This window comes from Catenuloplanes atrovinosus (assembly GCF_031458235.1).
GTDB lineage: Bacteria > Actinomycetota > Actinomycetes > Mycobacteriales > Micromonosporaceae > Catenuloplanes > Catenuloplanes atrovinosus.
Genome location: NZ_JAVDYB010000001.1, coordinates 1,872,630 through 1,892,492 on the forward strand (window position 1 = coordinate 1,872,630; position 19,863 = coordinate 1,892,492).

The 19,863-nt window shown below is 72.2% G+C and carries 21 protein-coding genes; 14 read left to right on the forward strand and 7 right to left on the reverse strand.

Features of this window, described 5'->3' with window-relative positions; all coding sequences use genetic code 11:
• Positions 1 to 27 precede the first annotated feature (27 nt).
• The 3 genes from J2S41_RS08180 to J2S41_RS08190 all read left to right on the forward strand — a co-directional run bounded on the left by J2S41_RS08180 (position 28) and on the right by J2S41_RS08190 (position 2,438).
• Positions 28 to 1,224 carry a sensor histidine kinase gene (locus J2S41_RS08180; RefSeq protein ID WP_310365058.1) on the forward strand — a complete coding sequence of 399 codons (1,197 nt, stop codon included), beginning with the start codon at positions 28 to 30 and terminating at the stop codon, positions 1,222 to 1,224.
• A 112-nt stretch (positions 1,225 to 1,336) separates the two neighbouring features.
• Entirely contained in the window at positions 1,337 to 1,894 is a 558-nt protein-coding gene (locus J2S41_RS08185) for a DUF1697 domain-containing protein (RefSeq protein ID WP_310365061.1), read from the forward strand.
• Positions 1,895 to 1,919: 25 nt separating this feature from the next.
• Positions 1,920 to 2,438 carry a hypothetical protein gene (locus J2S41_RS08190; protein ID WP_310365065.1) on the forward strand — a complete coding sequence of 173 codons (519 nt, stop codon included), beginning with the start codon at positions 1,920 to 1,922 and terminating at the stop codon, positions 2,436 to 2,438.
• On the opposite strand, the gene J2S41_RS08195 is transcribed toward J2S41_RS08190, so the two are convergent.
• The gene (locus J2S41_RS08195) at positions 2,435 to 3,286 is read right to left on the reverse strand and encodes an alpha/beta fold hydrolase (protein WP_310365068.1); all 852 of its coding nucleotides are present in this window, start codon (positions 3,284 to 3,286) and stop codon (positions 2,435 to 2,437) included. The two genes, J2S41_RS08190 and J2S41_RS08195, sit on opposite strands and share 4 nt — an antisense overlap.
• A 22-nt stretch (positions 3,287 to 3,308) precedes the next feature.
• On the opposite strand from J2S41_RS08195, the gene J2S41_RS08200 reads away from it, so the two are divergent.
• Positions 3,309 to 3,893 (forward strand): TetR/AcrR family transcriptional regulator, encoded by a 585-nt coding sequence (locus tag J2S41_RS08200; protein WP_310365071.1) that lies wholly within the window; start codon positions 3,309 to 3,311, stop codon positions 3,891 to 3,893.
• Here J2S41_RS08200 and dhaM read toward each other — a convergent pair.
• Positions 3,890 to 4,276, reverse strand: a complete 387-nt coding sequence (gene dhaM / locus J2S41_RS08205) for a dihydroxyacetone kinase phosphoryl donor subunit DhaM (protein ID WP_310365074.1) — start codon at positions 4,274 to 4,276, stop codon at positions 3,890 to 3,892. The two genes, J2S41_RS08200 and dhaM, sit on opposite strands and share 4 nt — an antisense overlap.
• 69 nt (positions 4,277 to 4,345) lie before the next feature.
• Here dhaM and dhaK point away from each other — a divergent pair, with 69 nt between their 5' ends.
• The 4 genes from dhaK to J2S41_RS08225 all read left to right on the forward strand — a co-directional run bounded on the left by dhaK (position 4,346) and on the right by J2S41_RS08225 (position 8,018).
• Positions 4,346 to 5,338, forward strand: coding sequence for a dihydroxyacetone kinase subunit DhaK (gene dhaK / locus J2S41_RS08210; RefSeq protein ID WP_310365077.1), 993 nt, complete (start codon positions 4,346 to 4,348; stop codon positions 5,336 to 5,338).
• A gap of 2 nt (positions 5,339 to 5,340) precedes the next feature.
• A complete protein-coding gene (gene dhaL / locus J2S41_RS08215; protein WP_310365079.1) occupies positions 5,341 to 5,922 on the forward strand; it encodes a dihydroxyacetone kinase subunit DhaL in 582 nt (193 codons plus the stop codon).
• An 84-nt stretch (positions 5,923 to 6,006) separates the two neighbouring features.
• Entirely contained in the window at positions 6,007 to 7,581 is a 1,575-nt protein-coding gene (locus tag J2S41_RS08220; RefSeq protein WP_310365082.1) for an FAD-dependent oxidoreductase, read from the forward strand.
• A gap of 131 nt (positions 7,582 to 7,712) precedes the next feature.
• The gene (locus J2S41_RS08225) at positions 7,713 to 8,018 is read left to right on the forward strand and encodes an antibiotic biosynthesis monooxygenase (RefSeq protein WP_310365085.1); all 306 of its coding nucleotides are present in this window, start codon (positions 7,713 to 7,715) and stop codon (positions 8,016 to 8,018) included.
• A 94-nt stretch (positions 8,019 to 8,112) separates the two neighbouring features.
• On the opposite strand, the gene J2S41_RS08230 is transcribed toward J2S41_RS08225, so the two are convergent.
• Positions 8,113 to 8,454 carry a YnfA family protein gene (locus J2S41_RS08230; RefSeq protein ID WP_310365089.1) on the reverse strand — a complete coding sequence of 114 codons (342 nt, stop codon included), beginning with the start codon at positions 8,452 to 8,454 and terminating at the stop codon, positions 8,113 to 8,115.
• Between the two features lie 37 nt (positions 8,455 to 8,491).
• Here J2S41_RS08230 and J2S41_RS08235 point away from each other — a divergent pair, with 37 nt between their 5' ends.
• Positions 8,492 to 9,496, forward strand: coding sequence for an NAD-dependent epimerase/dehydratase family protein (locus J2S41_RS08235; RefSeq protein ID WP_310365092.1), 1,005 nt, complete (start codon positions 8,492 to 8,494; stop codon positions 9,494 to 9,496).
• Here J2S41_RS08235 and J2S41_RS08240 read toward each other — a convergent pair whose 3' ends face one another.
• Entirely contained in the window at positions 9,497 to 9,757 is a 261-nt protein-coding gene (locus tag J2S41_RS08240) for a YciI family protein (RefSeq protein WP_310365094.1), read from the reverse strand.
• Positions 9,758 to 10,024: 267 nt separating this feature from the next.
• Positions 10,025 to 10,567 carry a TetR/AcrR family transcriptional regulator gene (locus tag J2S41_RS08245; RefSeq protein WP_310365096.1) on the reverse strand — a complete coding sequence of 181 codons (543 nt, stop codon included), beginning with the start codon at positions 10,565 to 10,567 and terminating at the stop codon, positions 10,025 to 10,027.
• Positions 10,568 to 10,719: 152 nt separating this feature from the next.
• Here J2S41_RS08245 and J2S41_RS08250 point away from each other — a divergent pair, with 152 nt between their 5' ends.
• From J2S41_RS08250 to J2S41_RS08270, 5 genes are all read left to right on the forward strand, one after another.
• The gene (locus J2S41_RS08250) at positions 10,720 to 11,613 is read left to right on the forward strand and encodes an SDR family NAD(P)-dependent oxidoreductase (RefSeq protein WP_310365098.1); all 894 of its coding nucleotides are present in this window, start codon (positions 10,720 to 10,722) and stop codon (positions 11,611 to 11,613) included.
• A gap of 46 nt (positions 11,614 to 11,659) precedes the next feature.
• Positions 11,660 to 12,166: a GNAT family N-acetyltransferase gene (locus tag J2S41_RS08255; protein ID WP_310365101.1), complete on the forward strand. Its 507-nt coding sequence runs from the start codon at positions 11,660 to 11,662 to the stop codon at positions 12,164 to 12,166.
• Positions 12,167 to 12,218: 52 nt separating this feature from the next.
• The gene (locus J2S41_RS08260; RefSeq protein WP_310365104.1) at positions 12,219 to 13,403 is read left to right on the forward strand and encodes a DUF5925 domain-containing protein; all 1,185 of its coding nucleotides are present in this window, start codon (positions 12,219 to 12,221) and stop codon (positions 13,401 to 13,403) included.
• 510 nt (positions 13,404 to 13,913) lie between these two features.
• Complete coding sequence (locus tag J2S41_RS08265) at positions 13,914 to 15,239, forward strand: serine hydrolase domain-containing protein (RefSeq protein WP_310365105.1); 1,326 nt, start codon at positions 13,914 to 13,916, stop codon at positions 15,237 to 15,239.
• 13 nt (positions 15,240 to 15,252) lie between these two features.
• A complete protein-coding gene (locus J2S41_RS08270; RefSeq protein WP_310365107.1) occupies positions 15,253 to 15,984 on the forward strand; it encodes a MerR family transcriptional regulator in 732 nt (243 codons plus the stop codon).
• 131 nt (positions 15,985 to 16,115) lie between these two features.
• Here J2S41_RS08270 and J2S41_RS08275 read toward each other — a convergent pair whose 3' ends face one another.
• Together J2S41_RS08275 and J2S41_RS08280 are read right to left on the reverse strand one after the other, a co-directional pair.
• Positions 16,116 to 16,865 (reverse strand): hypothetical protein, encoded by a 750-nt coding sequence (locus J2S41_RS08275; RefSeq protein ID WP_310365109.1) that lies wholly within the window; start codon positions 16,863 to 16,865, stop codon positions 16,116 to 16,118.
• A complete protein-coding gene (locus tag J2S41_RS08280) occupies positions 16,862 to 19,690 on the reverse strand; it encodes a CHAT domain-containing protein (protein ID WP_310365111.1) in 2,829 nt (942 codons plus the stop codon). The genes J2S41_RS08275 and J2S41_RS08280 overlap by 4 nt, the downstream gene beginning before the upstream one ends.
• Positions 19,691 to 19,863: the final 173 nt, after the last annotated feature.

The window sequence follows — 19,863 nt, forward strand, 5'->3', positions numbered from 1 at the left end:
CGGGCGAGTGCGGATATTTTCTGGCGTATGGCCAGCTCACGGGGGTGGTGGGCCGGGCTGCGCGGGCGGGCCGGGCTCGGCGGGGAGGGCCCGACGGCGATCGCGCGTCAAGCGGCGGCGCTGCTGGCGATCTCCGGCCTGGTCGCGGTCCTGGCGCTGGCGATCGGATCGCCCCGCCCGGGCACGCTGGTCGCGATCGCGGTCACCGATCTCGCCGCGGCCGTCGTGATGTGGCTGCTGCCCTGGTCGCGCTGGCCGCCACTGGCCCCGGTGGCGCTGGCGCCGCTGGCGCTGGCCGTGCTCGGCTTCTCCACCTGGGCGTTCGGCGGCGTGGCGGCCGGGACCGGCCCGTTCTTCGTGCTGTTCTTCGCGTGGCTCGGGCTGCACTTCCCGAAGTGGGTGACCTGGGCGCTCAGCCCGGTCGCGGCGGTCAGCTACGTGGTGCCGCTCGTGCTCACCGGCCAGCCGCCGGACGTGGTGGGCAGCGTCGCCGGCCTGATCCCGGTCGCGGTCGGCGTCGCCATGGTGATCAACGTACGGGTGGAGGCGCAGCGCCGGGCGCTCGTCGAGCTGGCCGGCGTCGAGCGCTGGCGGCGGGCGCTCACCTCCGCGGTCGCCCACGACGTGCGCTCGCCGCTGAGCACCATCCAGCTCTTCCTGGAGATGCTCCGGGACGACGACCTGCCCCCGGACAAGCGCGATCAGTTCCTCGAGTCGGCGCTGCGCCAGTCCGCCCGGCTCGGCCGGCTCGCGTCCGGGCTGCTCGACCTGGACCGCGTCGAGTCCCGCGGCACGCTCCGCCTGGAACTCACCCCGGTCGGGCTGCGCAAGGCCTGCCAGGAGGCGATCGGCTTCCTCAACGTCCCCGGTGTGGTGGTCGAGGTCCCGCCGGAGCTGACCGTCACCGCCGACCCGCAGCGCCTCGAACAGATCGTGGTCAACCTGGTCGGCAACGCCGCCAAGTACGGCGCCGCCCCCATCGAGATCACCGCCGGCCCCGCCCCCGGCGATCTGATCTGGCTGGGCGTCCGCGACCACGGCGCCGGCATCCCGGACCCCGACCGCCTCTTCGCCCGCTTCGGCAGCTACGGCGAGTCACCCGGCGCGGTCGGCCTCGGCCTGTGGCTGGTCCGCGAACTGACCCGCGCCCACGGTGGGGAGATCCGCTACGAGGACGCCCACCCCGGCGCCCGCTTCGTCGTCACGCTGCCGGCCGCCACCTGACCGCGCCTCGGACGGGCGCGGCCGGTAACGCTGGACGCGGGCTGCGACGACCTGATGACCCGCGGGCGCGTGGTCGCTTGACCCCGCGGCGAGGGAGTGGGGAGGATCGAGAATGACCACGTACGCGCTGTTGCTCCGGGGCATCAACGTCGGCCGTAACCGGCGGATCGGCATGGCCGACCTGCGGTCCCTGCTGACCGGGGAGGGCTACCAGGGCGTCGCCACGCTGCTGCAGTCCGGCAACGTCGTGCTCGCCACCGACCGCCCCCGCCGCGAGCTGCGGGACGCGGTCGAGACCGCTATCGAGAAGCGCTTCGGCATGCGGGTCGACGTCATCCTCCGGGACCGCGACGAGCTGGCCGCCGTGGTCGCGCACAACCCGCTCCGCGACGTCGCCCACGACGGCTCGCGATACGCCGTGTGCTTCCTCGACGAGCCGCTCACCACCCCGCTCGACACGCTCCTGTCCGGCATCGATCCGGCCGGCGACCGCTTCGCGGCGAAGGGCTCGGAACTCTACGTCTGGTGTCCGCACGGCCTGAGCAAGAGCCCGGTGATGACCGCGCTGTCCAAGCGGACGAACGGCCCGAGCGCCACGGTCCGCAACTGGAACACGGCCGAGAAACTGCTGTCCATGATGGATGGTGTACCCGCGGGAACAACGTCGTGAGCGGCCCGACGCGGGAGGCGACCGGATGTCCGACGACGTGGTGCCGCCCGGGCAGGCCGGCCATCCGGCGCTGGCGGACCCCGAGATGCGCGCGCTGATCGACCGCCCGGGCCCGGACGCGCTGGCCCGGGTCGCCGTGCTCGCCGCGGAACTCGTGGCCCGCAACACCGGGGCCGGCGACGAACCGCTGGTGGCCGAGGCGCTGGCCGCGCTCCGCCAAGGCCTCGCGGACGGCACGCCACCGCGGCCCGGCCTGCCCGCCGAGCTGGAGGCGCTCGCTGCGGCGTCGCAGGCGCGGCTCGCCGAGGTGCCGGGGCCGGTGGAGATCGGCCCGGAGCCGTCGCCCGCGGAGCGGCTGCTGGCGCGGGCGAACGCGGCGCGTGCGGTGGCGGGCGCGCTCGACCCCGATCCGGCCCGCGCGGCGTGGAACGTGTGCTGGCGGGCCGGTCAGGCCGTCGGCCGGAGCTTCGGCGACCAGTTGCGGCTCGCGGTGCTCGACCGGTGCCGTGACCGGGCGGTGCGCGCCGCGCGGGACGGTGGCTAGCGCGCCGCCAGGAACGCGGCGATCCGGGAGGCGATCAGGTCGGGTGCGAACGTGGGCACGTCGTGCGCCGCGCCCTCGACGATCTCCACCCGGGCCGCCGGCATCACCGACTCCAGCCGGGCCGCGACCGTCCTGGCCGAATGGAGCACGCTGTGCTCGCCCAGCAGGACCATCGCCGGTGCGCCCACCGCGCGCAGCGCCTCGTCGCTGAACGTGTCGGGTGCCGGCAGCCGGCGCCGGAACGTGAACTGGAACGGCAGCATCGCCATCAGCTCGTCGTCGCGCAGCGTCGCGTTCCGCACCGGGCCGGCGAGCCGGTGGCGCAGCGGGCGCGGCGCGAGCCCGGCCAGCCCGCCCGCGATCAGCCACACCATGAACGCCGGCGTCACCCGCCCGAACCCGGCCGGGTCGAGCAGCGTCAGGCTGGCCACCCGGTCCGGCGACGCGATCGCGTACCGCAGGGCGGCCCATCCGCCGTAGGACATGCCGGCCAGGTGCATGCGCGGCGCGCCCAGCCCGTCGAGCGTGGCCGACAGGCAGTCGATCACCTCGGGCGCGGTGCTGAGCGGCCGGGTCTGCTCCGCCATCCCGGGCTCGCCGATCAGGTCCAGCGCGACCACCGGATGGTCCTCGCCGAGGCGCGGCACGAAGCGGTGCCAGGACATCGCGTTCCCACCGGCGCCGGGCACAAGCACGACCGGCGTCCCGTCGACGGCGCCGCCGCGGTGCGCGACGGCCGTCCCGTACGGCGTGGGGATCGGCACCGGCGCCAGCGAGGCGGGCAGCGCGGCGCGGTAGGCGGCGAGGAACCGGTCCCGGGCGGCGGGGGTGGTGAACGACGATTTCATGGTACGATCGTATCATCAAAAAATGCCGAAGAGGGTCGACCATGACGCGCGCAAGCGGCACATCGCCGGCGCGCTGCTGCGCATCGCCGAGGAACGCGGGCTCCAGCACGCCAGCATGCGCGAGGTCGCGGCCGCGGCCGGCGTCTCCGTCCGCCTGGTGCAGTACTACTTCCACACCAAGGACGAGTTGCTGCTGGGCTCGCTCGGCTACCTGGCCGAGCAGCTGGACGCGCGGATGAGGTCGCGGCTGCGGGCCACGATGGCGCCGCGCGAGTTCGTCACCGAGATCCTGCTGGCCGTGCTGCCCACCGACGCCGAGGGCGTGCGCATCACCCGCACCTGGGCCGCGTTCTACAGCCTGATCCTGGCCGAGCCGCACCTGAGCGGCCACCAGGACGGCATGCGGTACCCCGACGGGCTGGAGCGCGTGATCGCCGGGCAACTGCGCGCCGCGGACCGCCCCGAGCCCGAGCTGGCCGCCGCCGGGCTGCTGGCCCTCACCAACGGCCTCGGCTCCAGCATCCTCGGCGGCCAGCGCGACGCGGCCGCCGCCACCGCGATCCTCCGGCACCACCTGGCGCTGGTCTTCGGCGACGGCGAGGGTTAGGGCAGCTTCCCGACGGTGCGGGCCTCCTCGGCCGCGGCGGTCACCGTGTCCAGGGTGGCGCCCGTCGACGCGGTCACCACCGCGGCGACGCCGCCCTCGACCAGCGGCGCGTCCGCCAGCCGCAGGTCCGCGCGGTCCAGATCGTCCAGGATGGTCAGTGCGGTGAGCACCGAACTGCCGATGTCCGCCAGCAGCAGCACGCCGTCGCCGTCGTCGGCCCGGGAGATGGCCGCCAGGATCAGCTCCTCGCTGGTGCCGAGCCCGCCGTCGACGGTGCCGCCGGCCACCTCCACCGCGACGTCGCCCTTGCTCAGCTCGGTGAGGAGGTCCCGAAGCCCGTCCACGAGCCGGCCGCTGTGCGAAATGAGCACTATCCCCACCATGCCGGGATCGTAACGCCTGGCGGAAAAGCGGGCAGGGAGGAAAGCTGATCGGTGGAAGGGAGCGCACCGATGAAGAAGTTCATCAACGATCCGGGTGACGTGGTGGCGCAGGCGCTGCGCGGTCTGGCCGCCGCCCACCCCGAGCTGCGTGTAGACCCCGAGAACCAACTGGTGGTACGAGCGGACGCGCCGGTCCGCGGGAAGGTCGGCATCGTCTCCGGCGGCGGTTCCGGGCACGAACCGCTGCACGGCGGCTTCGTCGGCCCGGGCATGCTGGACGCGGCCTGTGCCGGCGAGGTGTTCACCTCCCCGGTGCCGGACGCGATCCTGGCCGCGACGCGCGCGGTGGACGGCGGCGCGGGCGTGCTGCACATCGTCAAGAACTACACCGGCGATGTCCTCAACTTCGAAATGGCGGCCGAGTTGGCCGGCGACGACGACATAACCGTGGAGACCGTGCTGGTCGACGACGACGTGGCGGTGCAGGACTCGACCTGGACCGCGGGGCGGCGCGGCACCGGCGCCACCGTGATCGTGGAGAAGGTGACCGGCGCGCTGGCGGAGGAGCGGGCCTCACTGAAGGACGTGGCCGCGATCGGGCGCACGGTCAACGAGCGGTCCGGCTCGTTCGCGGTGGCGCTGACCGCGGCGACCACGCCCGCGGCCGGCCGGCCCGGCTTCGACCTGCCGGACGACGAGATGGAGGTCGGCGTCGGCATCCACGGCGAGCCCGGCCGCCGCCGCGCCCCGCTCGCCCCGGCCGCGGACGTCGCGGCGCTGATGGTGGACGCGATCCTGGAGGCGAAACCCGCCACCGGCACCGCCATCGTGCTGCTCAACGGACTCGGCGGCACCCCGCTGCTGGAGCTGTACCTGCTCTACGGCGAGGTGGCGGCGCTGCTGGAGAGCCGGGACGTGCGGATCGGCCGGTCGCTGGTCGGCAACTACGTGACCAGCCTGGACATGGCCGGGGCGTCGCTGACGATCTGCCACGCGGACGACGAGATCCTGCGGCTCTGGGACGCTTGGGTCCGTACCCCCGGATTGCGCCGGGGGGTGTGATCGTGAACGTCGAACAGGCGCGCGCCTGGATCACCGCGATCGCCACCACGGTGGAGGCGGAGGCGGAGACGCTCACCCGGCTGGACTCCGCGATCGGCGACGGCGACCACGGCGCCAACCTGAAGCGCGGCTTCGCGGCCGTGCGCGCGGCGCTGGAGGGCTTCGAGGCGCACACGGTCGGTGACGTGCTGACCAAGACCGGCGCCACCCTGATCTCCAAGGTGGGCGGTGCGTCCGGGCCGCTCTACGGCTCCGCGTTCCGCGCCATGGGCAAGGCGCTGGCCAGCCCGGACGTGACCACGGAGCAGCTCGGCGACGCGCTCGACGCCGGGCTCGCCGCGATTCGGAAGCTGGGCGGCGCGCAGCCGGGCGACAAGACCATGGTCGACGCCTGGTTACCGGCGGTGGCGGCCTACCGGAAGAAGGGGCCGCGGGCGGCCGCGGCCGCGGCGGAGGAGGGCGCCAAGGCCACCACCGAGTTGCGGGCGCGCAAGGGCCGGGCGTCGTACCTCGGTGAACGCAGCATCGGCCACCAGGACCCGGGCGCCACCTCCACCGCGCTGATCTTCCGCGCGCTGGCCTGAGGTTTTGCCGTTCCGGCAAGGTTCCTTGCCGGAACCGGCGCGGCGGCCGACGCTCGTTCTGCGTACCGGAACGAGGAGGCAACCGTGAGAGAGCAGTACGACGTGGTGGTCATCGGCGGCGGCGCGGCCGGGCTGAGCGGAGCGCTCGCGCTCACCCGGGCGCGCCGCTCGGTCCTGGTCGTGGACGCCGGCGAGCAGCGCAACCGCCCGGCCGGCCACGTGCACAACTACCTCGGGCGCGAGGGCACGCCGCCGGCCGAGCTGGCCGGGATCGGCCGCGAGGAGGTCGCCTCCTACGGCGGCGAGTTCCTGGACGCGCGCGTCACCGGGATCACCGGCGACGCCGACCACGGCTTCACCGTGACGACCGGCGACGTCTCCGTGCGGGCGCGGCGAATCCTGGTCACCACCGGGCTGGTGGACGCGCTGCCGGACATCCCCGGGCTGGCCGAGCGGTGGGGCCGCGACGTGCTGCACTGCCCGTACTGCCACGGCTGGGAGGTCCGCGACCGCGCGATCGGCGTGATCGCCACCGGGCCGATGGCCGTGCACGGCGCGCTGCTGTGGCGGCAGTGGACCGGCGACGTGACGCTGTTCCTGCACGGCGGCTTCACGATCACCGACGAGGAGCGCGAGCAACTGGAGGCGCGCGGCGTCCGGCTGGTCGACGGCACCGTCACCGGCGTGGAGGTCACCGGCGACCGGCTGACCGGCGCCCGCCTGGACACCGGCGAGACGATCGCCCGGGACGCGCTGGTGGTGCAGACCGGCCTGCGGGCCCGCGACGAGCTGCTGACCGGGCTCGGCCTCGTCGCGGAGGACCGGATCGTGGGCGCGTTCGTGCCGGTCGCGCCGACCGGGGCCACCGCGGTCCCGGGCGTCTTCGCGGCCGGCAACGTGGTCGACCCGATGGCCCAGGTCATCGTGGCCGCCGCGGGCGGGCTGATGGCCGGCGCCGCGCTGAACGCGGACCTGGTCCAGCTCGAGACCCGGCGCGCGGTCGCGTTCCGGCGGCTCGGCGTCAGCGGCGACGACCCCGCCGAGTTGTTCTCCCGGGACTACTGGGAGCACCGCTACGCCGGTCGCGGCCACCACCTGTTCAGCGGCAACCCGAACCCGCACCTGGTCAGCGACGTGGCCGGCCTGACGCCGGGCCGCGCGCTGGACGCCGGCTGCGGCGAGGGCGCGGACGCGATCTGGCTGGCCTCCCGGGGCTGGGAGACCACCGCGGTGGACATCTCCGCCACCGCGCTTGAACGCGCCGCCGCGCGTGCGGCCGAGGCCGGGGTCACGGTCACCTGGCAGCAGGCCGACCTCGGCGACTGGGCGCCGGAGCCGGGCGCGTACGACCTGATCAGCACGCAGTTCGTGCACATGTTCGGCAGCGCGGGCGAGGACCTCTACCGGCGGCTCGCGGCCGGCGTCGCGCCGGGCGGCACGCTGCTCGTGGTCAACCACAGCTACAGCGACGTGACCGTGTCCAAGCTGCCGCGCCCGGACCTGCCCGAGATGTTTCTGACGGCCGCGCAGATCGCCGCCACCCTCAAGCCGGACGAATGGGATGTCCAGGTGGCGGAGGAGCGCACCCGGCCCGCGAAGACCCAGGACGGCCGGGAGACGACCGTGCACGACGTGGTGGTGCGCGCGACGCGGCGCTGACCGGCGGCGGGTTCACCCGGTGCTGTTACGGCCGTGTGAACCCGCTGTTGGTGCCGCGTGTTCGCCCCCTGCGTCCGCCGGTGAGCGGGCACAATCGACCCGACATCCAACGCTGAAGGCGAGGTCGGTTCGTGATCGCACGAGTCTGGCGCGGCTGGCTCCGCGCCCAGGACGCCGACGGCTACGACCGGCACTACCGGGCCGAGGTGCTCTCCACGCTGCGCGCCGTCAACGGTTTCGCGGGCGCCCGGCTGATGCGCCGCGCGGTCGGCGACGAGGTCGAGTTCCTCTCCATCACCTACTTCGCGGACATGGACGCGGTCCGCCGGTTCGCCGGCGACGACCCGGAGATCCCGGTGATCGCGGAGGCGGTGCGCGACCTGTTCATCCGCTACGACACGCTGGTGCGCCACTACGAGGTGGATTTCGAGACATAGAACCATCAGGGGGTACGCGGGCTCCACCGTCATCCGCACGGCACATCTCCGGCCCGCGGGTCCCCGCCTCCCGATCCCCCGGGTGTCCTCGCGGTCAGCCCGCGCCGCCGCGCGGGGCGTACATGATCACCGCGACGCCGACCAGGCAGATCGCGGCGCCGATCAGGTCCCAGCGGTCCGGCCGGAACCGGTCCACCAGCACGCCCCACACCAGCGAGCCGGCCACGAACACGCCGCCGTACGCGGCCAGGATGCGCCCGAAGTTCGGGTCCGGCTGGAACGTCGCCACGAACCCGTAGATCCCCAGCGCGATCACGCCGCCGGCGATCCACCACAGCCCGCGGTGCTCCCGCCACCCCTGCCAGATCAGCCACGCCCCGCCGATCTCGGCCAGCGCCGCGAGCCCGAACAACACCAGCGACCGTACGATGTCCACGTTCCGGACCGTACCGGTTCGTCCGTACCATGGTCCGGTGACCGACCATTCGCCGACCGGCCCGCTGGTGCTGGTGACCGGCGGCTCCGGGTTCCTCGGGGCGCACTGCGTGGACCTGCTGCTGCGGCGCGGCCACCGGGTGCGGACCACCGTGCGGTCGCCGGCCCGCCGCGCCGCGGTGCCGGACCGGGTGGACGCGGTGGTCGCGGACCTGACCTCGGACGACGGCTGGGCGCAGGCCGCCGCCGGCTGCGCCGCGGTGCTGCACGTGGCCTCGCCGTTCCCGCCGCGCGAGCCGCGCCACCCGGACGAGGTGATCGTGCCCGCGCGCGAGGGGACGCTGCGGGTGCTGCGCGCCGCCCTGGACGCGGGCGTCCGCCGAACCGTGGTGACCTCGTCCTTCGGCGCGATCGGCTACGGACCCGACCCCGGGCGGCCGTTCACCGAGGCGGACTGGAGCGAGGACCCGTCCGGCGCGTACATCCGGTCCAAAGTGGTCGCCGAGCGCGCGGCCTGGGACTTCGCGGACCGGCACGGCCTCCCGCTGACCGTGGTCAACCCGACCGGCATCCTCGGCCCGCCGCTGACGCCCGACTACTCGCAGTACGTCGTGCTGATCGAGGAGCTGCTCAACGGCAAGCTGCCCGCGCTGCCCCGGCTCACCTACGGCCTGGTCGACGTGCGCGACGTCGCCGACCTGCACCTGCGCGCCATGACCCACCCGGACGCGGTGGGGGAGCGGTTCATCGCCACGGCCGGGCTCATGTCCTTTCAGGACATCGCGGCGCTGCTGCGGGCGCGCCTCGGCCCGGCCGCGCGTCGCGTGCCGGCCCGTACCGTGCCGGACCTCGCCGTCCGCCTGGCCGCCCGGGTCAGCCCGCGCCTCGCCATGATCGCGCCGGACGTCGGCGTGGTGCGGCCGGCCACCGCCGACAAGGCCCGCGCGGTGCTCGGCTGGGCGGCCCGCCCGCTCGAGGAGACCGTCCTGGACACCGCCGCGAGCCTGTCCCGGCTGGGCCGGCTCCGTAGCCCGATCGCCTGATCAGCCGAGGAACGGCGTCCACTCGCGAATCCGCTCCACCGCCACGCCGGGCGTGCCCAGGTACGGGTCCGCCGCGAGCACGGCCTCGGCCGCCGCCCGATCCGGCACGTCCAGCACGATCACCGCGCCGCTGTCGTCCGCGAGCGGCCCGGCCATCCGTACCACCCCGCTCTCGTGCAGTTCCGTCAGCCGTTCCCGGTGCGCGGGCCGCGCGGCCATCCGCTCCGGCGTGGGCGAGAGACGCAGTTCGACGATCCACATGCCCGCCAGGCTATGCCGGGCGAGTCAACCGGATGTCGTGTGGCGGAGATACCGTCCGTCCGATCCGGACCACGACGTCGGGGGTATGGGCGCCGTGGCCGACCCGCCGCCCTGAGCACGATCACGCCGGGTGTCGCGACGCGGGTTCGCCCGCCGGTTGCGGAGGGCTGCGAAGGCGGGACCGGCAGGGAGGCCGGCCAGGGCCGAGCGGTGCCCGCTGCGAGCATGCGGACCGCCACCACGCCGGAAGCGGGTAGAGCAAAGGGGTTATCGGCGTAAGCCGTCGAGGAGGAGGTCGAGGAGGCGGCCGGCCTGGGTGCGCTGGTCGGGTTTGCCGGCGGCGAGGGTGACGCCGGAGAGGGCGACGAGGACGTCGTCGGTGGCCACGTCGGCGCGGATCAGGCCGGCGGCCTGGGCTGCGGTGAGGAGGCGGTCGAGGGCGGCGAGCATGCGGTCGCGGCTGTGGGCGTAGGGGTTGCCGCCGGAGGCGATGACGGCGCGCAGCGCGTCGGCCATGCCGTGTTTGGTGGTCATGTAGTCGAGGAAGCGGTCCATCCAGGCGCGCAGTGCCTTGTCGGGTGGGAGGGTGGCGGCGAGTTCGGGGGCGGCGTCGCAGAGGCGGGAGAGTTCGTTGCGGTAGGCGGCCTCGACCAGTGCCTCGCGGGTGGGGAAGTGGCGGTAGAGCGTGCCGATGCCGACGCCGGCGGCCTTGGCGACGGATTCGAGCGTCACGTCGGGGCCCTCCCGGGTGAAGGCGTTGACCGCGGCGTCGAGCAGCCGTTCGCGGTTGCGCTGCGCGTCGGCACGCATCGGTTGAGCACCGTCCCTGGGGTTGTCAAGTGGGGTCTCGAAGGATATCGCGGCAGCGTATTCCCGCCTGTGGCGGATCAGACGGCGCGCTGGCAGCGGAGGCACTCCTCCGGTTAATCTTACCGGAGGTTCCTCCGTTTGAAGGGGAGAAGATGTTCGATCGTGACACCACCGCGGCCGAGATCGTCCGCGACGTCGACCTGACCGGGCAGCGGGCGATCGTGACCGGCGGCGCCTCCGGGATCGGGATCGAGACCGCGCGGGCGCTGGCCGGCGCGGGTGCCGAGGTCACGCTGGCGGTCCGGGACACCGCGGCCGGCGCGCGGGTGGCCGACCGGATCACCCGGGAGACGCGCAACGCCGGCGTGCACGTGGCGTTCCTGGACCTGGCCGATCCGGTCGGCGTCGGCGCGTTCGCGCAACACTGGGACGGGCCGCTGCACATGCTGATCAACAACGCGGGCGTGATGGCACCGCCGCTGACCCGCACGGGGCCCGGCTGGGAGCTGCAGTTCGCCACCAACCACCTCGGTCACCTGCGGCTGGCCACCGGGCTGCACCGCGCGCTCGCGTCCGCGGGGGGCGCGCGCGTGGTCTCGGTCAGCTCCGGCGCGCACCGCCGCTCGCCGGTCGTGTTCGAGGACATCCACTACCGGTGGCGCCGCTACGAGCGGTGGGCCGCCTACGGGCAGTCGAAGACCGCGAACGTGCTGTTCGCGGTGGAGGCGGCGAAGCGCTGGGCGCGGGACGGCATCGACGTCAACGCGCTCAACCCCGGTGCGATCAGGACCAACCTCCAGCGGTACGTGACGGAGGCGGACCTCGGCGGCACGGCTTTCCGGTGGAAGACGCCGGAGCAGGGCGCGGCCACGTCCGTGCTGCTGGCGGCGTCCCCGACCGTGAAGGGCGTCACCGGCCGCTACTTCGAGGACTGCGCGGAGGCCGGCCCGGCCGAGCCCGGCACCCGGGGCGGCGTGGCGGCGTGGGCGCTGGACGAGGAGGCCGCGGCCGAGCTGTGGACCGTGTCGGAGCGGACGCTCCGATGAAAAACGTCACCACGCGGTACGCCCCCGGATCGTTGATCATGAGGGAATGGAGATCTCACCGCTGACCGCCGAGGACCACGCCGCCGCCGAGATCGACCTGGCGGAGGTGCTGCTGGAGTGCGTGCTGGGCGGCGCCAGCGTCGGGTTCACGCTCCCGTTCACGGTGGACGACGCCCGCGCGTACTGGCGGGACGCGCTGGCCGAGGCGGACGCGCGCACCTGGGTCGCCCGCGACCACGACGGCCGCATCCTGGGCGTGGTGCGGCTGCTGCCGGCCGCGCAGGCGAACGCGCCGCACCGGGCCGAGATCGCCAAACTGCTGGTCCACCCGGACGGCCGCGGGCGCGGGCTCGGCGGCGCGCTGCTGGTCGCGGCGGAGGAGGGCGCCCGGGCGCTCGGCCGTACGCTGCTGGTGCTGGACACCCAGACCGGCGGCGTGGCCGAGGGGCTGTACGCGCGGCGCGGCTGGACCCGGGTCGGCGAGATTCCGGAGTTCGCGCTCACCCCGACGGGTGACCGCGCCGCGACCACCATCTTTCGCAAGCACGTGTAAGAAAGCAGAAATAGGTTGGTCGGCGCGCGCCCGGCCCCGGATCATGGGACAGATGAACACGCCCCGGCAGCCCGTCGACTCGCGGGACTCCAAGGCCGCCCGCAGCGGCGGCAAGGCCGAGCGCACCGGCGCCGGCAAGGCCACCGAGCCGGCGAACGCGCTGGTCGGCGCGCTGCCGATGTCCGGCTCGGTGGACGACGGCGACCGCCTGGTCGACGTGGTGGACCTGCTGGCGATCAGCGCGTTCACCACCGGCCGCGAGCCGTACGGGCGCACCACCCACCTGGAGAACGTGCGCTCCGACGCGCGGCTCACCGTCGACGGCGCGCGCGTGCTGCGCGAGGCGGTCGAGGACACCGGGCGCGGCCGGCTGCTGGTCGGCGACGGGTTCACGCTGCACGTCAACCACTGGACGCAGTCGCGACGCGCCACCGTGATGGTCACCGCGGTCAGCGCGGAACTGGCCGAGTCCGTGGTCACCAAGGTGATCGACGGCGCGGTGGAGGAGCCGGAGCCGACGCCGGACACGGTCGGCATCGGGTTCTGGCACTTCGGCCCGCACGGGCCGCGCCGGGTGGAGCGGCAGATCGACGCGGCGCCGTGGGACGGCATCCGCGCCAACTACGCGTCCGGCGTGGCCACCGCGCTCGACCGGGTGATGCACCAGGACGGGGAGTCGCTGGACGGCCGGCTCCTGCTGCTGCACGGCCCGCCCGGCACCGGCAAGACCACGCTGATCCGCGCGCTGGCCCAGCAGTGGAAGTCGTGGTGCCAGGTCGACTGCGTGCTCGACCCGGAGCGGCTGTTCGCGGACCCGGCGTACCTGATGAACGTGGCCCTCGGCGGCGACGACGAGGACGGCCCCCGCTGGCGGCTGCTGGTGCTGGAGGACTGCGACGAACTGATCGGCGGCGAGGCCAAGATGAGCTCCGGCCAGTCGCTGTCCCGGCTGCTCAACCTGACCGACGGGCTGCTCGGCCAGGGCCGCAACGCGCTGATAGCGATCACCACGAACGAGGACCTGACCGCGCTGCACCCCGCGGTGATCCGGCCCGGCCGCTGCCTGGCGCAGATCGAGGTCGGCCGGCTGCCGCGGGACGAGGCCACGGCCTGGCTGGGCCGGCCGGACGGCATCGGCCCGGACGGCGCCACGCTGGCGGAGCTGTTCGCGCTGCGCTCCGGCACCGCGCCGGTGGCGGTGCCGGAGCCGCCCGCGAACACGGGCATGTACCTGTGACCACCGCGGGTTCCCGCCGTCCGTGCCGGCCAGGTACCGCTGCGGCGTGTGGTTCGCCGCCTGGGCGTCGCTGAGCTGCGGCCGGTCGCCGTTCACGGTGGCGTGGGACTTCCCGCTGCCGTGTCCTGGTTGCCGGGAAACCGCACGTTGCGGTGGACGCCCGGTCGCCGCTGATGCCGGCCGCGACCGCCTGGCCGTCCCCGCCGTAGTCGTTGAGATGCCGGGTTCGCCACCCGGAAGTCCGGGCCGTTGACGAACATCGTGGCGCCGCCGGACGTGCCGTAGCCCGCCGGGGCCGAGGAAGAAGCCGCCGTTGCGGATCGCGCCGTTCCGGCCGACCCCGATGATCGTCTTGTGTGATTCGACCGGGACCTCGTACCCGAACGTCGGCACGGTGACCGTGACGTCGGCCCGGATCACGTACGCCGCGCCGGACGTGGCGCAGGTCAGCCCCGTGAGCAAAGGGCGCGCTTGACCTTGACCCAGGGGCAACGTCGGACGATCGACGGCATGGATGACCTCGCATACCTCACGCACCGGGCCGCCGAGTTCTGCACGGACAACGGCATCCCCGGGTACGTCGCCGGCCTGCACCGCGGCGGCGAGCGGCACGTCGTCGCGCACGGCGTCGCGAACACCGCCACCGGCGCGCCGATGCGGCCGGACACCGGGTTCCTGTTCGGGTCCGTCACCAAGATCATGACCACCACGCTGGTCATGCGGCAGGCCGAGCGCGGCCTGATCGACCCGGACGCGCCGGTCGGCCGCTACCTTCCGGCGCTGACCGTGCCGGGCCTGCGCGTCCGGCACCTGATCAACCACACCAGCGGGATCGACGCGGACCTGTTCTTCCCGGACGAGGCCGGCCGCGACGCGCTGAAGATCTATCTGGAGCGCCTGGTGCGCGAGTGCGGCACGCTGTTCCCGCCGGGGGAGCACGTCAGCTACTCCAACGGCGGCATGATCGTCGCGGGCCGGCTGCTGGAGGTGGTGACCGGGCTGTCCTACCACGACCTGCTCGCCCGCGACCTCTTCACGCCGGCCGGGATGACGACGGCGTGCACGTCCGCGGAGCAGGCGATCCTGCGCTCCACCGCGGTCGGCCACATCCCCGGTTCCGGGCCCACCCGCATGTTCATGCTGCCGCCCACCTGGGCGCCGGCCGGCGCCACCCCGATCGGCACGGTCGAGGACCTGCTCGCGTTCGGCCGCGTCCACCTCGGCGACGGCGCGGGCGTGCTGTCCGCCGAGTCGGTGGCCCGCATGCGCACGATCACCCACGACGCGGGCCGGCCGGACACCGACCCGGTCGGGCTGGGCTGGCTGGTGCGGTCGCGCGCCGGGACCACGGTGCTGACCATGACCGGTGCGTCCCCGGGCGGCGTCGCCGTGCTGATCGTGGTGCCGGAGCGGGACCTGGTGTTCGCCGCGTACGGCAACGACCCGCGTGCGCTCACCCTGCACGACGAGATGCTGGACCGGCTGGTGCCCGCGCCGGCGCCGTCCTACGCCGTGGCGCCGGTGGCCGGCCTGACGCGGTACGCCGGGATCTACCGCTCGAATCAGCTCCGGGTGGACGTGCGCGCGATCGGCGGCGAGTTGGAGGAGACGGTCACCTACGAGCCGGCCGACGCCGCGCAGGAGCGGATCCTGACCGGCTTCGTGGGCGGCCCGTTCGCCGCGCCGCCGCAGCGGTACGTACCGGTGGGAGACGACCTGTTCGCCCCGGCCGGCCTGCCGCTCGACGGGCTCCCGCCCTATCATCTGGTGTCCTACCACGCCGGCGCGGCCTACCGGGCCGCCGGCGGCCGGATGACCCGGCGAGCGCCCGCCTGACACCATGCGGCACATGACCGACGCGCGGCATCCGCTGACGATCGGCCGGCTGGCCGCCTACGCCGGCGTCACGATCAAGGCGGTCCGCGTCTATCACGCGCGCGGGCTGCTGCCGGAGCCGCCGCGGGACGCCTCCGGATACCGGCGGTACGGCGCGGAGCACGCGATCCAGCTCGTCAAGATCCGGACGCTGGCCGAGGCCGGCGTGCCGCTGGCCCGCATCCGCGACCTGCTCGACGCCGCACCGGACGCGTTCGCCGCCGCGATCGAGGAGATCGACCGGGCCCTGGTGCGCCGCGCCGAGGAGATCCGCCGCACCCGCCGCCGGATCGCCGAGCTGCGCACCGGCGACCGCCTCTTCGTCACCGCCGACGTCGCCACCTACCTGGAGCGGCTGCGCGAGATCGGCGTCAGCGACCGCACCGTCACGCTGGAACGCGACCTCTGGATCATGCTTCAGCCGGTGGCCCCGGACGCGGCCGCCGCCTGGATCGCCGACAAACTCACGGCGATCCAGGACCCGGAGTTCCGCGCGCTCTGCCTCGCCTACGACGCCGCCTTCGACTGGCCCCCGGACGACCCGCGCATCCCCGCTCTCGCCGACCGCACCCGCCGCTGGTACGCGCGACAGCCCACGGAGACCGAGCCCGCCTCCACCCCGGACGGCCCGGCCGCCGCGCTGGCCACGATCACCACCGCCACGGCTTCCCCGGCCTGGGCCCGGATCGCCGACCTGAGCCGCTGACCGGCTCACCCACGCGCGGCGCCGATCGCGCACACGTCCACCTGCATCGTCACCCAACGACACGTGGTATGACTTTGTTAGAAACTCTTATTTCACAGGCACTGAGACACGCTCGCACCGCTCGTGGCCCTCTACGCCTGCTGCCACGCTACAACGCGATGAGCGGCTTCGTATCTCGGATCTGCCCCACCCAGCCAGCTTGGCCAACGCAGCCCGCGGTAGCGAAGGTCCGCCTGTATCCCGCACGCGACCTCCAGGCGTCGCATCTCCGCCGGGGCGACCACGACTGCCATCAGCAACTTGGCGCCGCGGACCGCATGGCCGGGCGACTCGGAGAAGTCCCAGGACAAGACGTCGGTGTCGTTTCCCGCCGCGCTGATGATGGGTTCGACGGCCGGGTACTCCACGGTGGCGCCTATCTCGCCGAGCCCCACCTCCACCTCCATCAGGGTCAAGCTCGGTGACAGAGCCACCCGCCGAGTCACCTTGCGTTCGACTTCGACGCTGTCCGGGTAAAGGTTGACGGCAATGGGGGCGCGCAACCGCTCGTTGTCGCCGATGAGACGGGCGGTAAATCGGGCCCAGACGATTTTGACGCGGTCAGACCGAGGCCGAAACGAACAAGCCATCCGGAGCAACAACACGCGCTCATCCTCGTGGATGGCGGGGCTCGTAGCGGCCCAGCCGTCGCCCGGCGATGGCGGAATGTTGTCGGTGAGCCACGCGCGCGGCCTTCCGATACTGACTATCGGAATCTCGGCGGGTTCCGGCGGGGGACCCTGCTCTGCTCCGCGCTCGACGACTTCGGTCTTATCGAGCTTAAGCGGCTCCTCGATCAGCGGTGGGGCGAGGGCATCGGCCAGCGTTCCCAAAGAGATCATTCAAGTGCTCCTGTCACCACAATGAAGCCGGACCAGTAGTAGGGCTGCTGCCAGCCGGCCGCTCGTATGCGCGTCGTTGCCTCGTGCAAAGCGGAGTCTACTGAGCAACCACGCGCCAAGGCAGAATGGAACGCTTTCATGAGGTGAGCCGTTGCCTCGTCCGGCACTCGCCACAAGCCCGCGACGACCGCTCCAACGCCGGTGCGAAGCAGTACCTGCGCCAAACCCAGCACCTCGCCGCCGGCAATGGGCTCGCCGCGTGCACCTTCGCACGCGGACAATACGATGATCCGGGACCTGACGTACCCGCCTAGGAGGTCATTGACCGTCAAGTCGCCGTCGGCGAGCTTGACGCGGGAGGCGAGCGGGTCGTCCGTGTCGGTGACAGCGTGCGCAGCCAAGTGAACTATGGAAGCCTCGGTCAGCGCATTCCGCACAGCCTCACGGGTCCCGGCACCGCCAAGCAAGGGCTCGACCCCGACCGTCTGAGCCACGGCGATTGCCTCGTCTTCGGCGGCGGGCAGGTCACCGGTCGGGTTACCCACTACGACGGGTGGACCCTGAGCGGGGCTAGCGTCGATCAGGCGCGGTGCGCTGATGCCCTCACCGATACCATCGGGATCGTCGATACCAGAGGCCTCGGCGGCATTGACCGGAACATGCCATCGAAGGCCGCTGGTCGTCGCAGAGTCGACGAGCATGGTAAGTGAGGGCAGGGTGATGACAGACGGCGAGCCAGCGTTGGTTGAGTGCCACCCGGCCCGCTCGAGCGCCAGGTGCCACGGTAAACCTCTTCCGTATGTCGGAGGTGACAATACGACTCGATCGATGGGTCCGACCGCCTCGCCAAGACGACGCAGCACGGGCGCCAGCAGCCGCGACCATGTTTCGTCCCTTGCGCCCGCCCCTCGGTCGGCGGGAACCTCTGCCACGAACCGTCGATACGCGTCGGGCGTTGGATCGTTCCTGAACTCGTCGAGCAACACCGTGCCATTCCGTCCGCGCGTCCGGACCAGAGTGATCAGCCTGGTCGGTGAAGCCCTCACCTCCACACGGGCGGCTCTAAGAAGCGATACGACCACAATGTCTGAGCGTGCCGCTGCAATCGCTGCCCAGCGCGAGTTCGTGCCGCGTCGCAGCGCTACGTAGTCCGCTGCCGCCTCCGAACTCTGGCCCAGTCGCGCCCAAACGTCGTCAAGCTCGCGCGTGAGTTCCGCGCGCCGCTGCATGCGGTACACCCGTAGGGGGTCGGGGGCCAGCGAGTCGAGATGACGGATCTCCTGGCCTTCCAGGCGTGCAAGCTGTGCCAACAGCAGCTGTTCGCGCTCGGCGAGGTCCGGGTCAATCTCCCCTGGAGGGTCAACCGCGAGGCGTTGAACCTGCACCGACAGCAGCCGGGACTTGGCCGACTCTCCGACCTCGAATGCCTGTCTGAGCCACGGTTGGGGGTCGGGAGCAAGTTGCGCCCGCCAAAGCAGAGCGCCAACGTAAACTTCCGGAAGCCGACGTTGGGAGATGCCGCCCAAAGCGTACCGGGCGGAGGTGATGTACGGCTGTTCCCAATGAGCACGAACCTGGCTCAGCACCCGCAACGCTCGCTCCAGAGCGGGCAGCGGTTCGGCAGAGCGGACCGCTAGGTGGAGAAGCGCAGTGGCTTGGACCGCGAGTAGGCGCACCGCCTCTGTCTCATTCAGCCGACTGGCGCTTCTCGCCGGATCAAATGGCGTTTCCGGCACCGACGCCTCTCGCAGCAAGTCATCTGTTCGGGTCAGGACCTCCTGGATGAGTTCTCCAACTCCTACGTCGTCCTCGCTAACGCCATCAATCTCACACAAAGTCAGCACACCAGCGGCGAGATTGCGTGTTGCGACGGCCCGCAGGCCCACCTCATCGTCCGGAAGGAGCCGAAGGGCGGTCTGCGAACACTTGATTGCTTTAAGGATGTCGGTCATGTCGCCGCGTGCGTCAAATCTGGCTGCCAGGCCATTTCCCAAGTTGTCCAGCGCCTGCGCGCGTGCTAAAATCTCCGCTTCGTCGGTGGCGTCATACGTGGACTGGTAGTTGTCGATAGCTGTGTCGAGATGAGTTGGATCTCTGGTGACCTCGTACAGCGCCCGGTAGGCGATACCACCGAGATGTGCCACGCTGTCGAACAAGTCCGGACGCTGCATGTCTTGGGCGATTTCGCGAGCATATTGGACCATCGCTACTGCTGATGTTGCGTCCTCCGGATCGCCAAGCCGCTCGAAGCGCCATGTCGACGCGAGCCCGAATGTCATCGCGCCCCGGTAGCGGTCGATTGACAGCGCATTTCGGACCCAGCCAATCTGAAGAGCGGCACTGCGACTCGCCTCCAGATCAGTCGGATCCCCGGTCGCCTCGTACCGGTGCAACGAAAGTTCGGCCGCCGCCGCAGCAGCCGTTCCCTTGATGCCCGAATTGGGCCCGACCGATTTGAATGCTTGATCGATAAGGGGCAACGCTTGATCGATGTCAGCCACATCGTATGTCTGGACAGCGCGACCATAATAGAGTCTCGCTCTCGCGAGAAGATAGAGCGGATACCGCCAATCCGACTCGGGCACAAGCGTCAGGAACCGTTCCACCGCCTTGACGCCTCGATCCCATGCCCACTCCTCGCCCTTGCCCGCTAGTCTCCCCAGCAGTTCCGCGAGCCTGGACGCATTCACGCCATGGTAGTGGGCGTCCCGCGGCGACGCCTCGACAACCTGCTCCATGAGACGGACCAGTTCGCGCTGACCCTCGGCGGTCGAGGCCTCCGGCGTCCGCGCGAACTCGTCGAAAGCCTCACTGCTGCGACGCATGGCCGCAAGTCGATCAGCGCTTGCATCCAACTGGGCCTCTGGCGCGCCAGCTCCATCGCGATTGTTGCGAGAAAATACGAACCTCATTTGATCACCCGATCAAGATTCGGTGTGTCTACGGCAAGGTTCCCTATGCAGTATTGAGCCTCAACCCCTGGGCCGAGGGACGCAAG